Raw genomic sequence first — 13,735 nt, 5'->3', positions numbered from 1 at the left:
CCCGGAGCTCACGCTCGCTCCCCGGTGCGTGCAACCATGTGCTGTTACATAGGACTTAGGGGTCCGTTAAGGACCGCCTCCAACGAGGAGTGAGAGCTGCCATGAGTGGCGACAGGGACACGGCGGCGCCCGCCGAGGGCGCCGCGGTGCCGACCCAGACCGGCCCTGCCACCGCCACGGCCCGGGTGCCCAAGTACTACGGCCTCAAGCGGCACCTGCTGCAGCTGACCGAGACCCAGCCGGCCGGCACCCCGGTGCCGCCGGAGCGCGCGCTGGCCGCCCAGTTCGACACCTCCCGCACCACGGTCCGGCAGGCCCTGCAGGAGCTGGTCGTCGAGGGCCGGCTGGAGCGCATCCAGGGCAAGGGCACCTTCGTCGCCAAGCCGAAGGTCGCGCAGGCCCTCCAGCTGACCTCGTACACCGAGGACATGCGGGCCCAGGGCCTGGAGCCGACCTCCCGGCTGGTCGAGGTCGCCTACATCTCCGCCGACGACCGGCTGGCCCCGCTGCTGGACATCAAGCCCGGCGGCCGGGTGCTGCGGATCGAGCGGCTGCGGCTGGCCAACGGCGACCCGATGGCGATCGAGGTGGCGCACCTGTCGGCCAAGCGCTTCCCCGCGCTGCGCCGCAACCTGGCCAAGCACAACTCGCTGTACACCGCGCTGCGCGAGGTCTACGGCGTCACGGTCGCGGAGGCCGAGGAGACCATCGAGACCACCCTCGCCAACCCGCGCGAGGCCGGCCTGCTCGGCTCCGACCTGGGCCTGCCGATGCTGCAGCTGTCCCGGCACTCCTTCGACGCGGACGGCGCGCCGGTGGAGTGGGTGCGCTCGATCTACCGCGGCGACCGCTACAAGTTCATTACCCGCCTTCAGCGACCCGCCTGACCCCCTCCCCCGGGGACCGGAACAAGCACAGCATCACCAGGCTTCAGCGCCCCGCGTAGTGGCCCGAGCGGCTCCCCCTTTCGAAGGACGGCGCGTTCCCGGGTTGACGGGGTAGTGACACGAGTCACCCTGTTGCCCTAGCCTCGCGTGGACCTTTCGATCACCGAGGGTGCTGCTCGGCGGGCGCACGATGTGCGCGGCGGCGCCAGCGAGGTGACTCCTCGTCGTCCGGGAGCCGCTCATGTCGTCGTCCCACCTGCCGTCCGCGGGCGCACCGCCCGCCCTCTCCCCCGCCCGGGTGCTGGCCGGCCTGTGCCTGCTGGTGCCGATCGTGGCGGTGCTCTGGGTGCCGTCGTACAGCAAGACCGACCCCGCGCTGGGCGGGATGCCGTTCTTCTACTGGTACCAGCTGCTCTGGGTGCCGGTGTCCGCGCTGTTCACCGGCGCGGCGTACCTGCTGCTCCGGCGGGACGAGGCGGCCCGCCGGGCCGCCGCCGCGCTGCCGGCCCCGTCCGTGCCCGCGCAGCCGGAGGGGGACGGGAAGTGAAGCACGTGGACTGGACCGCGCTGACGGTCTTCCTGCTGTTCTTCGCCCTGGTGTCGGTGATGGGCTTCCTGGCCGCCCGCTGGCGGAAAGCGGACGACGCGCAGCACCTGCACGAGTGGGGGCTGGGCGGGCGCAGCTTCGGGACCTGGATCACCTGGTTCCTGCTGGGCGGCGACCTGTACACGGCGTACACGTTCATCGCGGTGCCGGCGGCGATCTACGCGACGGGCGCCATGGGCTTCTTCGCGGTGCCGTACACGATCATCGCGTACCCGCTGGTGTTCCTGTTCCTGCCGCGGCTGTGGTCGGTGTCGCGGGTGCACGGCTACGTGACGCCGGCCGACTTCGTGCGCGGCCGGTACGGGTCGCGCGGGCTGTCGCTGGTGGTGGCGCTGACCGGCATCCTGGCGACCATGCCGTACATCGCGCTGCAGCTGGTGGGCATCCAGGCGGTGCTGGACGTGCTGGGGGTGGGCGGCTCGGGGAACTGGTTCCTGAAGGACCTGCCGCTGTTCCTGGCGTTCGGCGTGCTGGCGGCGTACACGTACTCCTCGGGGCTGCGGGCGCCGGCGCTGATCGCGTTCGTCAAGGACGCCCTGGTCTACGTGGTGATCATCGTCGCGGTGATCTACATCCCGATGCGGCTGGGCGGCTACGGGCACGTCTTCGACGCGGCGGCGCACAAGTTCTCGGCGCTCAACCCGAAGACCGGCAAGCCGGTCGGGTCGATGGTGGTCGGCCCGTCCGGGCAGTGGGCGTACGCGACGCTGGCGTTCGGGTCGGCGCTGGCGCTGTTCATGTACCCGCACTCGGTGACCGGCGTGCTGGCGTCGAAGTCGCGGAACACGGTGCGCCGGAACATGGCGATCATGCCGGCGTACTCGCTGATGCTGGGGCTGCTGGCGCTGCTCGGGTTCCTGGCGATCGCGGCCGGGGTGGGCCAGGGCGTGAAGGGCTACAACAGCCAGCTGGCGGTGCCGCAGCTGTTCGCGGACATGTTCCCGTCCTGGTTCACGGGGGTGGCGTTCGCGGCGATCGGGATCGGCGCGCTGGTGCCGGCGGCGATCATGTCGATCGCGGCGGCGAACCTGTTCACCCGCAACGTGTACAAGGACTTCCTGAAGCCGGACGCGACGCCGGCCGACGAGACCCGGGTGGCGAAGATCGCCTCGCTGCTGGTGAAGGTCGGCGCGCTGGTGTTCGTGCTGGCGATGGACAAGCAGGCGGCGATCAACCTGCAGCTGCTGGGCGGCCTGTGGATCCTGCAGACCGCGGTGGCGCTGGTGGCGGGCCTGTTCACCCGGTGGTTCCACCGCTGGGCGCTGCTGGCGGGCTGGGCGGTCGGCATGGTCTACGGCACCTGGACGGCCTGGGGGCTGTCCTCGCCGGCGACCAAGCACTTCGGCGGGAACACCGCGAAGATCCCGGGGATCGGCGAGATCGGCTACATCGGTCTGACGGCGTTCGTGCTGAACCTGGGGGTGGCGGCGGTGCTGACGCTGGTCCTGCGGGCCCTGAAGGCCCCGGAGGGCGTCGACGAGACCGCTCCGGCGGACTACGCCGCGGAGGCCGGTGACGAGGCCGTGGAGCGCGCTCCGCAGCCCGCCGCGGCGCACTGACGCACCGGGGGCGCGCGGGCCCGTCCCGTGCGCCCTGTGGTCGCGCCGTTGCCTCGATCGACACTGGGGTGACGGCGCGATCATCTGTTATGACCGCCCGCCGAGCGGAGAAGACCGGGGAGAGACCAGCACCACCGACACGGGGAGCCACGGATGACCGACCTGACCGCGGTACGCAACGGCCACCGGCCGGACGACGGGCTCCCGGGGGGCGGCGGACGGCTCCCCTCGGTGCTGGTCGCCACCCGGCACGGCGAGTCCACCGCCAACGTGGAGTTCCGGCACGCCGACGCCACCGGTGCGCTCTCCGTCCCGATCACCTCCCGGGACGCCGACATCCCGCTCTCCCTGCGCGGCCAGGACCAGGCCCGCGACCTGGGCCGCTGGTGGGCCGCCCGGCCGCCCGCGGAGCGGCCCCGGTCGGTCTGGTGCTCGCCGTACGTGCGGACGGCGGAGACCGCCCGGATCGCGCTCGCCCAGGCGTCCGGGCTGGGCGCCGTCCCGGTCGGGCTGCCGGTCCGCCACGACGAGCGGCTGCGCGACCGGGAGCTGGGCGTGCTGGAGATGCTCACCAAGGCCGCGATCGAGCGCGACCACCCGGCCGAGGCGGAGCGCCGGCGGCGGATGGGCGAGCTGTACTACCGGCCGCCGGGCGGCGAGTCCTGGCTGGACGTGGCGCTGCGGGTCCGCGACCTGCTGCGCGACCTGTGCGCGGAGGAGGCGGGGCGGCCGGTCCTGGTGGTCGCGCACGACTGCACGGTGCTGATGCTGCGTCAGGTGCTGGACCGGCTCGGCGAGGAGGAGCTGCTGGCGCTGGAGCCGGTGGCGAACTGCTCGACCAGCGTGTGGCGGGCCCGGGACGGGCAGCTGCGGCCGGCCGGCTGGAACCGGACCGACCACCTGTCCTGAGGGCCGCGGCGGCCGTCCGGGCGCCCGCTCAGACGCTCTGCCGCGCCCCGGCCCGGCCGGTCCCGCCGAAGGCCCGCCGGTAGGCCAGCGGGGTGGTGCCGAGCCGGCGGCCGAAGTGGTGCCGCAGGGTGGCGGCGTTGCCGAAGCCGCAGCGGGCGGCGACGGCGTCCACGCTCTCCTCGGTGGACTCCAGCAGGCGCTGGGCGAACAGCACCCGCTGGCCGGTCAGCCAGCGGTGCGGGGTGGTGCCGGTCTCCTGCTGGAAGCGCCGGGCGAAGGTCCGCGGCGACATGTGGGCGCGCCGGGCGAGGTCCTCGACGCTGCTGTCCCGGTCGAGGTGGCGGCGCATCCACTCCAGCACGCCGGTCAGCGAGTCGGTGCCGTCCTCGGGCAGCGGGCGGCTGATGAACTGGGCCTGGCCGCCCTCCCGGTGCGGGGCGACGACCATCCGGCGGGCGATCCCGCGGGCCACCTCGGCGCCCTGCTCCTTGCGGACCAGGTGCAGGCAGGCGTCGATGCCGGCGGCGGTGCCGGCCGAGGTGATCACCGGGTGGTCGTCCACGTACAGCACGTCGGGTTCGACGGTGGTGAGCGGGAAGCGGGCGGCCATCAGGTCGGCGTACTGCCAGTGGGTGGTGGAGCGGCGGCCGTCGAGCAGTCCGGCGGCGCCGAGCAGGAAGCTGCCGGAGCAGATCGACAGCAGCCTGGCGCCGCGGTCGTGGGCGGCCCGCAGCGCCTCGATCAGCACGGCGGGGTACTGCTCGCGGATGCCGGTGGCGGTGGCGATCACCAGGTCGGCCTCGGCGATCCGTTCGGGGCCGTGCGGGACGTGGACATCGAAGCCGGCGTGGGTGCGCATCGGGCCGGGGCGGTCGCCGACCAGGCCGAACTCGTAGACCGGCAGGCCGGCCCCGCTCCGGTCCAGGCCGAAGACCTCGCAGGCCACGCCCAGTTCGAAGGGGTGGATCTCCTCCAGCACGATCACCGCGACGTTCCTCAGCATCCGCCCAGCATGGCAGTGGCAGGATTTCGTGGCAATGGGGCATTCCTGCCACTCGTGGCGGCGGGCGCCGGGCGGGAGGGTGGAGCCATGACCACCGCGCTCGCCCTGCTGGGCTTCCTCGGCAGTTTCGGACTCCTCGGCGTCCTGGTCGGCCGCGACCTGGAACGCACCACCACCCACGGCCGCTCGATCCGGCACCGCCCCACCGGCTACCCCTACGACCCGGACCTGCACGACCCGCGCCGGACCGCGTCCGGCACACTGTCCGGATGCGCTCCCCGATCGTCCGCCGCGCCCTCGACCGCGACCTCGCCGCAGCCGCGGAGGTCACCGTCGAGGCCTTCGTCGGCGACGGCCACACCCGGCCCGACTCCGACTACGTCCACCTCCTCCGCGACACCGCCCGCCGCAACCGGGAGGCCGAACTCCTGGTCGCCGTCGACGACGCGGGCACCGGAGCCGTGCTCGGCTGCGTGACCTTCGCCGCGGGCGGCACCCCGTGGGCCGACATCGCCGGGCCGGACGAGGGCGAGATCCGGATGCTCGCGGTCGGCGCGGCGGCCCGCGGCCGCGGCGTCGGCCGGGCCCTGGTGGCGGCCTCGATGGACCGCAGCCGGGAGCTCGGCCTGGCCGGGATGGCATTCTCCACCCGCCCGGAGATGCGCCACGCCCACCGGATCTACGACGCGCTGGGCTTCGCCCTGGCGCCCGAGCGCTACTGGTCGCCGCACCCCGGCACCGACCTGCTGGTGTACACGATGCGGTTCCCGCACGCACCGTCCTAGCGGCTGCTCGCCCGCCCCCGGCGGGCCGTCCCCGACGGCCCGCCACCGGCGTTTTCGTTGTCTACGCGCGGCAGCGCCGACGCGACACGCGCTACTACATCTGGTGCTTCCAGATCCAGCCACCACAACATGTATGCTCACTCTCGCTGTCGACGCAGGGGAACCCGGTGCGAGTCCGGGACTGCCCCGCAACGGTGAGCGGGCTGCAGCGACGCCCGCGCAGTCCGAGGACCTGCCGACGGTGTGCGACACGGCATCCCCGCAGACGCCATGCAGCACAGCTTTGCCGTCCGGTCTCGCGGGCGGACCGGGGGTGGTCTTCGGCGCGCCGGAACGCGTTCTCGTTCCTTCGTGCTGCCCTCCCCTGGCCGCGTACGGTGCCGGACACCCCGAGCCACGTCCGCCGCCGCCACAGGAGAGAGTGCGCCTTGACCGTCGCCGCCTCAGTCACCCTGCCGTCCCAGGGAACCGCCGACGCCTTCACCGACCCCGGTGCTGCGCTGCTCCGGCTGCTCACCGACCGCAGCACCGACCTCCCCCAGGTGGACCCCGGCCACGTCGCCGCCGCCGCACTGCGCGGCCGCCACGCCGGCTCGGACTTCGCCGAGCTGCGCGGGCTGGCCGTGGAGGCCGCCGCGTCGATGATCGCCGAGGACCCGCAGTACTCGAAGCTGGCCGCCCGCCTGCTGGCGCTGGAGATCCGCGACGAGGCCGCGACCCAGCGGGTCACCTCCTTCTCCTCCTCGGTGGCCGTCGGCCACGCCGAGGGCCTGATCGGCGACGCCACCGCCGCGTTCGTGGCCGAGCACGCCGACCTGTTCGACTCGCTGATCGACGAGTCGGCCGACGACCGCTTCGAGTACTTCGGCCTGCGCACCGTGCAGTCCCGCTACCTGCTGCGCCACCCGATCACCCGCAAGGTGGTCGAGACCCCGCAGCACTTCCTGCTGCGTGTGGCGGCGGGCCTGGCGGTCGGAACGACCGAGGAGTCGGTGCGCGAGGTCGCCGAGCTGTACACCCTGATGAGCCGGCTGGAGTACCTGACCAGCTCGCCGACGCTGTTCAACTCCGGCACCCGGCACCCGCAGATGTCCTCCTGCTACCTGCTGGACTCACCGCTGGACAACCTGGACTCGATCTACAACCGGTACGCGCAGATCGCCCGGCTGTCCAAGCACGCCGGCGGCATCGGCCTGTCCTACTCGCGGATCCGCTCGCGCGGTTCGCTGATCCGCGGCACCAACGGCAAGTCGAACGGCATCGTGCCGTTCCTGCGCACCCTGGACTCCTCCGTGGCGGCGGTCAACCAGGGCGGCCGGCGCAAGGGCGCGGCCTGCGTCTACCTGGAGACCTGGCACGCCGACATCGAGGAGTTCCTGGAGCTCCGCGACAACACCGGCGAGGAGGCCCGCCGGACCCACAACCTGAACCTGGCGCACTGGATCCCGGACGAGTTCATGCGCCGGGTGAACGCCAACGCCGACTGGTCGCTGTTCTCCCCGGCCGACGTGCCCGAGCTGGTCGACCTGTGGGGCGCCGAGTTCGACGAGGCGTACGTCAAGGCCGAGCTGGCCGGCAAGGCCGTCCGCACCATCCCGGCGCAGACCCTGTACGCCCGGATGATGCGCACCCTGGCGCAGACCGGCAACGGCTGGATGACCTTCAAGGACGCCTCCAACCGGGCCGCCAACCAGACCGCGCTGCCGGGCCGCACGGTGCACTCCTCGAACCTGTGCACCGAGATCCTGGAGGTCACCGACGACTCCGAGACCGCGGTCTGCAACCTCGGCTCGGTCAACCTGGGCGCGCACGTCGCCCCCGGTGCCACCGCCGCCGACCTGGTCAACGCGATGGACTGGGACCGGCTGGACGCCACCGTGCGCACCGCGGTGACCTTCCTCGACCGCGTGATCGACATCAACTTCTACCCGACCACCGAGGCCGGGACCTCCAACTCCCGCTGGCGCCCGGTCGGCCTGGGCGTGATGGGCCTGCAGGACGTCTTCTTCCAGCTCCGCCTGGACTTCGACTCCGCCGAGGCGAAGACCCTCTCCACCCTGATCGCCGAGCGCATCATGCTCACCGCCTACGAGCGCTCCGCCGACCTGGCCGAGCAGTTCGGCCGGCACGAGGCGTACGGCGAGACCCGCGCCGCCCGCGGCCAGCTGCACATCGACCACTTCGGTGCCGCGAACCCGCAGTGGACCGGGCGCTGGGACGCGCTGCGCGCCCGGATCGCCACCACCGGCCTGCGCAACTCGCTGCTGCTCGCCATCGCGCCGACCGCGACCATCGCCTCGATCGCCGGCGTCTACGAGTGCATCGAGCCGCAGGTCTCCAACCTGTTCAAGCGCGAGACCCTCTCCGGCGAGTTCCTCCAGGTCAACCCGTACCTGGTGCGCGAGTTGAAGGAGCTCGGCGTCTGGGACCAGCAGACCCGGGACGCGCTGCGCGACGCCAACGGCTCCGTGCAGGACTTCAAGTGGCTGCCGGAGAACGTCCGTTCGCTGTACCGCACCGCGTGGGAGCTGCCGCAGCGCGCGCTGATCGACCTGGCCGCCGCCCGGCAGCCGTACATCGACCAGAGCCAGTCGCTGAACCTGTTCATGGCGGCGCCGACCATCGGCAAGCTCTCCTCGATGTACGCGTACGCCTGGAAGGTCGGTCTGAAGACCACCTACTACCTGCGCTCGCGCCCGGCGACCCGGATCGCCCAGGCCGCTTCCGGCGCCACCCGCACCGCCGCCCCCGTCCCGGTGCAGACCCCCACCCTCTCCCAGGCCGAGCAGGACGCCATCGCCTGCTCGCTGGAGAACCCCGAGTCCTGCGAGGCCTGCCAGTGAGCACCGACGACCGCGAGAAGATGCTGCTCGACCCGGGCTTCGAGCTGACGCTCCGTCCGATGCGCTACCCGTCGTTCTACGACCGGTACCGGGACGCGATCAAGAACACCTGGACGGTGGAGGAGGTGGACCTGCACTCCGACGTCGCCGACCTCGCCAAGCTCTCCGAGGGCGAGCGGCACATGATCGGCCGGCTGGTCGCGTTCTTCGCCACCGGCGACTCGATCGTCTCCAACAACGTGGTGCTGAGCCTCTACAAGCACATCAACTCCCCCGAGGCCCGCCTGTACCTGTCGCGGCAGCTGTTCGAGGAGGCCGTGCACGTCCAGTTCTACCTGACGCTGCTGGACACCTACCTGCCCGACCCGGAGGACCGCAACGCCGCCTTCGCGGCGGTGGAGAACATCCCCTCCATCGCGCAGAAGGCCCAGTTCTGCTTCACGTACATGAACGCGGTCGACCACATCGACTCACTGCAGTCCAAGGACGACCGGCGCGCGTTCCTGCTGAACCTGATCTGCTTCGCCGCGTGCGTCGAGGGCCTGTTCTTCTACGGCGCGTTCGCCTACGTGTACTGGTTCCGCAGCCGCGGCCTGCTGCACGGCCTGGCGACCGGCACCAACTGGGTGTTCCGCGACGAGTCGATGCACATGGACTTCGCCTTCTCGGTGGTCGACACCGTCCGCGAGGAGGAGCCCGACCTCTTCGACGACGAGATGGCCAAGCAGGTCACCGCGATGCTGGAGGAGGCCGTCGAGGCCGAGCTCCAGTTCGCCCGCGACCTGTGCGGCGAGGGCCTGCCCGGCATGAACACCGAGTCGATGCGCGAGTACCTCCAGGCGGTCGCCGACCAGCGCCTGGCCCGCCTCGGCCTGCCGATCCGCTACGGCTCCACCAACCCCTTCGGGTTCATGGAGCTGCAGAACGTCCAGGAGCTGACCAACTTCTTCGAGCGCCGGGTCTCCGCGTACCAGGTCGCCGTCGAGGGCTCGGTCTCCTTCGACGACGACTTCTAGGCACAGCGACGAGAGGGCCGCACCCCCGCGGGGGTGCGGCCCTCTCGTCGTGGCCTGGGTGTCGGGCCGTCAGCCACGGCCCCAGGTGTTGGTGGCCCAGAGCGCGCCGCCGACCGACGGGCCGCCGTTCTGACGGTAGATCACGAAGTTGGCGTCGTCCTGCAGCAGCGCGTACGCGCCGCTGTTGCCCCAGGTGTTGGTGGACCACAGCGCGCCGCCGGGGTCGCTGCGGCCGGCCCGGTAGACCACCAGGTTGCCGTCGGGCTGCATCACCGCGTACGCACCGGGGTTGCCCCAGGTGTTGGAGCTCCACAGCACGCCGCCGTCGCTGCGGCGGTACAGCACCAGGTTGCCGTCGGCCTGCATGACCAGCCGGGTGGTGGCGGACTGCGTCCACTGGTTGCCGGTGAGGCGCTGGCCGCCGCCGAGCGCCGAGGACCGGGCGTTGGTGCCGGTGGCCCAGATCGCGCCGCCGACCGCCGGACCGCCGCCCCGGCGGTAGATCACCACGTTGCCGTCGGCCTGCACCACGGTGTACGCGCCGCCGTTCGACCCTCCCCAGGTGTTGCTGGCCCACAGTGCGCCGCCGACCCCCGGTCCGCCGTCCCCGCGGTAGACGACCAGGTTGCCGTCGTCCTGCATCACCGCGTACGCGCCGGGGTTGCCGGCCGTGTTGGTGGACCACAGCGCCTGTGGGATGCCGCCGGTGGCCTTCAGGTAGGCGACCAGGTTGCCGTCGGGCTGCATGGCGAGCCGCACCGAGTCGCTCTCCAGGGTCTGCCCCGGGGTGAGCCGCTGGCCGGGCTGCAGGTAGCCGCCGGAGGCGGGCGAGGTGACGTCCAGGTAGTTGGCGTCGATGCCGATCTTGTAGCCCCCGTACGTCTCGTAGACGTCGCCGGAGAACTGGTGGGCGCGGCGGCCGCCGGTGAAGTACCCGGCCCCGGCGGGCAGGCCCATGCCGACGTCGGTCACGTCGTGGTGGGAGTTCCAGGCCGCCGACCAGAGCACGTCGGGCTGCGGGTAGGAGGCGTCGGTGTACCGCGCCGACAGGTCCTTGACGCCGCTGCTGGCGCTCGCGTAGATGCCGGAGCGCCAGCCCTGGGCGTGCAGGCGTTCGGTCCAGCCGCCCAGGAAGGCGACCACCCGGTCCCGGTAGACGGTGGAGTCGTAGTTCTCCATGTCGTTGTACAGCACCGCGCCGGGCTGGAAGCCGAGCCCGGACGCCTTGAGGATGGCGTCGTCCGCGGCGTCGGCACCCTGCTGGCGGGCGGTCGCGGGGTCGGCGTCGACCAGCAGGTTGCCGCGGGCGGCCTGCCGGCCCACGTAGATCGGCAGGAAGCCCCAGCCCTCGGTGACCCGCTTGGTCACCCAGTCCTTGGTGGGGGCGGCGCAGGCCTGCGAGGGGCCGCCGATGTACACGCCGACCGCCCGGTACGGGGAGGACTGCGCCCAGGCGCCCATCGCGGCGTCGCCCGGCGCGGCGCAGGTGTCGAAGGCGAAGCCGGCCACGTCGGTGCGCGGGCCGCTGGTGGTCGAGGCGTAGGTGGCGAGCGCCGGGGCCGCGACGGCGGCCGCCCGGGTGGTGGTGGTGGCGGCGTCCGTGCTCGCGGTCTCCAGGATCTGCCGCACCTGGTCCGGCGAGTCGGCGTAACTGGCCGTCACCTCCAGGCCGGTGGAGCCCAGCCGGGCCTGGATCTGGTGGCCGGCGTCGGCGTCGGCCAGCACGCTCTGCGCGACCGGCCGGCCGGGGACCACGGTGCCCTGGGCGCGGCCGTTCTTCACCGGCTGGATCAGCAGGCCGTCCGCGCGGCCGGGCGCCAGGTGCGCCGGGCAGTCCTGGTTGTCGCCGGGCGTGCCCAGGTAGACGGCGCTGACGTCGAGCCGGACGCAGGTGGTGGGGGCGGTGGCGAGGTCGATCACCGGCCAGTCGGCGGGCACCTGCGCGTGGAAGCCCCGGTAGTCGACCCGCTTGGTGGCCTTCGCCGCAGCGCCGGTGGACGGCTGCGCGGCGGACGGCTGCGCGGTGGACGGCTGCGCGGCGGACGCCGACGCCTCCGGCTGCACGTCGGGCCTGCTGGGCGCGGGCGTGGCCGACGGCCCGGGGACGGTGGGGGTGGCGCCGACGCCCCAGGCGCTCGGCACCGCGGCCGCGAGTCCCGAGGCGGCCAGCACCACCACGGTGGCGCGCCCTGCCGTACGACGCTGCATTCTCTTCCCGCCCCTTGTCCCGTGGTCGACCGTGCTGTTGACGACAGGACTGTAGTGGACGGCCCCCGGCCGCTCGCAGGTGCACCACCCGTGGGCGCACGACGCCGCAGGGCCGCTCCCCGGGGCGGGGGCGGCCCTGCGGTGACGGCCCGTCAGTCGTTCGGGACGGTGGCGTACTTGGGGGTTCCCTCGGCCATCTGCCGCAGGGCGTCCTTGCGGTCGCGCTTGGAGAGCCGGTCGATGTACAGGTACCCGTACAGGTGGTCGGTCTCGTGCTGGAGGCAGCGGGCGAAGAAGCCGGTGCCCTCGACCCGGACCGGGTTGCCGTCCTTGTCCTGGCCGGTGACGGCGGCGTAGCCGGGGCGGGCCAGCTCCTGGTAGGCGGTGGGCACGGACAGGCAGCCCTCCTGGCCGTCGTCCAGCACCCGGCGGCCGGCCGGCAGGTCCTCCAGGACCGGGTTGACCACGTGGCCGATGTGCCGGACGCCGTCGTCGTCGGGGCAGTCGTAGACGAAGACCTTCAGGTCGACGCCGATCTGGTTGGCGGCCAGGCCGACGCCCTCCGCCGCGTACATCGACTGGAACATGTCGTCGATCAGCGCGGACAGTTCGCCGTCGAAGGCGGTGACCGTCTTCACCTCGCGGTGCAGCACCGGGTTGCCGACCACGGTGATCGGGCGGGCGGTGCCCTTCGTCAGGTCGGGCTCCTCGCCGACCACCCGCAGGGGCTCGCCGTCCTCGTGCGCGTGGTCGTGGTCGTGCTCATGGTCGTGGTCGTGGTGCTCGGCCATCGCTCGGTTCCGCTTTCGTCCGCTTCCGCCTGGTGTACCGGCCCAGCCTACGGGGCGCGGGCCCGGAGGGGTCAGCAGACCTCTTCGAGGTCCCGGTAGGCGCGGGTCGCGGGCGAGGCCGCCGCCCAGCGCTCCAGCAGCGAGCGGACCAGGCCGGCCGGCGCGGCGATCCCGCACTCGCGCTCGACCTGCCAGGGGCCGCCGGCCGCGCCCTGGCTGAGGTGGCTGAGGTGGCCGGGGTGCAGCGGGTCGCCGTCGTCGTGCGGGTCGTGGTGCGCGGTGCGGCCGTCGTCGATCGCCATCCGGGACTCCGAGCAGGTCCGGCACAGCAGCCGCACCGAGGACGTCCAGTCCTCGGCGGCGTACCCGGCGTCGGCGACGGTCTTCTCCAGCGCGTCCCGGTCGGCGGCGGTCGCGGCCTGCAGCAGCACCACCCAGGTCGGCACGGGCGACGGCGCCCACAGCTCGATCTCGTCGAAGACCGGGTAGGCGACGCCGTCGGCGACCCGCTCGCCGTGCGGGGCGCCGTCGTGCAGCACCACCTCGCCCCAGCGGCGGCCGGAGGACGGCAGCGGGATGGACAGCACCTCGATCCGGGCCGGGTCGAGCCGCCGGCCCCACACCACCTCGGACTCGCCGTCCGGGGACAGCCGCACCGGCGTGGTGCCGAGGTCCAGTTCGATCGGCCCGCCCGCGGTCGGCCCGCCGGGCAGCCGCAGCCCGTACGCCTGCCAGGCCCGGCGGGCCAGCGGCCAGTCCTGCAGGGCGGTGGCGGTGATGCCGAGGTTCCACCAGTCCGGGGCGCCGTGCTGGCGCTCCAGCAACGCGACGGCGCGCAGCCCGGCCGAGCGGGCCTGCTCCCAGTCGCGGCGGAACTTGTGCAGCAGCGCCAGGTTGAACCAGGAGTCGGACAGCCACGGCTCCAGGTCGGCGGCCATCACCAGCAGCGCCCCGGCGTCCTCGTAGCGGCCGTCGCCGATCAGCGTGAAGGCACGGTCGGTGGTCTGCCGCCAGGTCGCCGACGGACGGTGCCGTGCGCGGTGGAAGATCCTCACGTTGGTCCCTTGCCGTCTGGTCGTCACCGGGTCGCCCCGCCTCCGGGTCTTCCCGCCACGACCGCATCCAAC

The 13,735-nt window shown here is 72.9% G+C and carries 11 protein-coding genes and 1 riboswitch; of the genes, 7 read left to right on the top strand and 4 right to left on the bottom strand.

Going from position 1 to position 13,735, the window contains the following annotated elements; genetic code table 11:
• The first annotated feature begins 101 nt into the window (after positions 1-101).
• The 4 genes from ACIOHG_RS05055 (at position 102) to ACIOHG_RS05040 (ending at position 3,962) form a co-directional block, all read left to right on the top strand.
• Positions 102-887, top strand: a complete 786-nt coding sequence (locus tag ACIOHG_RS05055) for a GntR family transcriptional regulator (protein ID WP_400945394.1) — start codon at positions 102-104, stop codon at positions 885-887.
• A 241-nt stretch (positions 888-1,128) separates the two neighbouring features.
• The gene (locus tag ACIOHG_RS05050; protein WP_400945392.1) at positions 1,129-1,434 is read left to right on the top strand and encodes a DUF3311 domain-containing protein; all 306 of its coding nucleotides are present in this window, start codon (positions 1,129-1,131) and stop codon (positions 1,432-1,434) included.
• Positions 1,431-3,053: a monocarboxylate uptake permease MctP gene (mctP, locus tag ACIOHG_RS05045; RefSeq protein WP_400945390.1), complete on the top strand. Its 1,623-nt coding sequence runs from the start codon at positions 1,431-1,433 to the stop codon at positions 3,051-3,053. Before ACIOHG_RS05050 ends, mctP begins: the two co-directional genes overlap by 4 nt.
• Before the next feature lie 153 nt (positions 3,054-3,206).
• Positions 3,207-3,962 carry a histidine phosphatase family protein gene (locus tag ACIOHG_RS05040; RefSeq protein WP_400945388.1) on the top strand — a complete coding sequence of 252 codons (756 nt, stop codon included), beginning with the start codon at positions 3,207-3,209 and terminating at the stop codon, positions 3,960-3,962.
• Between the two features lie 28 nt (positions 3,963-3,990).
• Here ACIOHG_RS05040 and ACIOHG_RS05035 read toward each other — a convergent pair whose 3' ends face one another.
• Positions 3,991-4,965, bottom strand: coding sequence for a helix-turn-helix domain-containing protein (locus ACIOHG_RS05035; protein WP_400945386.1), 975 nt, complete (start codon positions 4,963-4,965; stop codon positions 3,991-3,993).
• Between the two features lie 269 nt (positions 4,966-5,234).
• On the opposite strand from ACIOHG_RS05035, the gene ACIOHG_RS05030 reads away from it, so the two are divergent.
• The 3 genes from ACIOHG_RS05030 (at position 5,235) to ACIOHG_RS05020 (ending at position 9,609) form a co-directional block, all read left to right on the top strand.
• Positions 5,235-5,750 carry a GNAT family N-acetyltransferase gene (locus ACIOHG_RS05030; protein WP_400945384.1) on the top strand — a complete coding sequence of 172 codons (516 nt, stop codon included), beginning with the start codon at positions 5,235-5,237 and terminating at the stop codon, positions 5,748-5,750.
• A 116-nt stretch (positions 5,751-5,866) separates the two neighbouring features.
• Positions 5,867-6,005, top strand: a riboswitch (cobalamin riboswitch).
• A 173-nt stretch (positions 6,006-6,178) separates the two neighbouring features.
• Positions 6,179-8,593: a ribonucleoside-diphosphate reductase subunit alpha gene (locus tag ACIOHG_RS05025; RefSeq protein ID WP_400945382.1), complete on the top strand. Its 2,415-nt coding sequence runs from the start codon at positions 6,179-6,181 to the stop codon at positions 8,591-8,593.
• A 20-nt stretch (positions 8,594-8,613) separates the two neighbouring features.
• A complete protein-coding gene (locus tag ACIOHG_RS05020) occupies positions 8,614-9,609 on the top strand; it encodes a ribonucleotide-diphosphate reductase subunit beta (protein ID WP_400945760.1) in 996 nt (331 codons plus the stop codon).
• Between the two features lie 69 nt (positions 9,610-9,678).
• On the opposite strand, the gene ACIOHG_RS05015 is transcribed toward ACIOHG_RS05020, so the two are convergent.
• The 3 genes from ACIOHG_RS05015 to ACIOHG_RS05005 form a co-directional block, all read right to left on the bottom strand.
• Positions 9,679-11,817 carry a glycoside hydrolase domain-containing protein gene (locus ACIOHG_RS05015; RefSeq protein WP_400945380.1) on the bottom strand — a complete coding sequence of 713 codons (2,139 nt, stop codon included), beginning with the start codon at positions 11,815-11,817 and terminating at the stop codon, positions 9,679-9,681.
• A 152-nt stretch (positions 11,818-11,969) separates the two neighbouring features.
• Complete coding sequence (def, locus tag ACIOHG_RS05010; RefSeq protein WP_400945378.1) at positions 11,970-12,608, bottom strand: peptide deformylase; 639 nt, start codon at positions 12,606-12,608, stop codon at positions 11,970-11,972.
• 71 nt (positions 12,609-12,679) lie between these two features.
• Entirely contained in the window at positions 12,680-13,663 is a 984-nt protein-coding gene (locus tag ACIOHG_RS05005; protein WP_400945376.1) for a tetratricopeptide repeat protein, read from the bottom strand.
• Between the last annotated feature and the right edge of the window lie 72 nt (positions 13,664-13,735).

The organism is Kitasatospora sp. NPDC088134, from assembly GCF_044741705.1.
In the GTDB taxonomy this organism is placed as follows: Bacteria; Actinomycetota; Actinomycetes; order Streptomycetales; family Streptomycetaceae; genus Kitasatospora.
Note: the sequence above shows the minus strand (reverse complement) of the source record. Positions and strands in the feature narration are given on the sequence as shown.

Excerpts from the sequence above, each read along its gene's own strand:
- ACIOHG_RS05035 (WP_400945386.1), bottom strand. The coding sequence starts at position 4,965 with ATGCTGAGGAACGTCGCGGTGATCGTGCTGGAGGAGATCCACCCCTTC.
- ACIOHG_RS05055 (WP_400945394.1), top strand. The coding sequence starts at position 102 with ATGAGTGGCGACAGGGACACGGCGGCGCCCGCCGAGGGCGCCGCGGTG.
- ACIOHG_RS05050 (WP_400945392.1), top strand. The coding sequence starts at position 1,129 with ATGTCGTCGTCCCACCTGCCGTCCGCGGGCGCACCGCCCGCCCTCTCC.
- ACIOHG_RS05020 (WP_400945760.1), top strand. The coding sequence starts at position 8,614 with ATGCTGCTCGACCCGGGCTTCGAGCTGACGCTCCGTCCGATGCGCTAC.
- ACIOHG_RS05015 (WP_400945380.1), bottom strand. The coding sequence starts at position 11,817 with ATGCAGCGTCGTACGGCAGGGCGCGCCACCGTGGTGGTGCTGGCCGCC.
- ACIOHG_RS05030 (WP_400945384.1), top strand. The coding sequence starts at position 5,235 with ATGCGCTCCCCGATCGTCCGCCGCGCCCTCGACCGCGACCTCGCCGCA.
- def (WP_400945378.1), bottom strand. The coding sequence starts at position 12,608 with ATGGCCGAGCACCACGACCACGACCATGAGCACGACCACGACCACGCG.
- ACIOHG_RS05040 (WP_400945388.1), top strand. The coding sequence starts at position 3,207 with ATGACCGACCTGACCGCGGTACGCAACGGCCACCGGCCGGACGACGGG.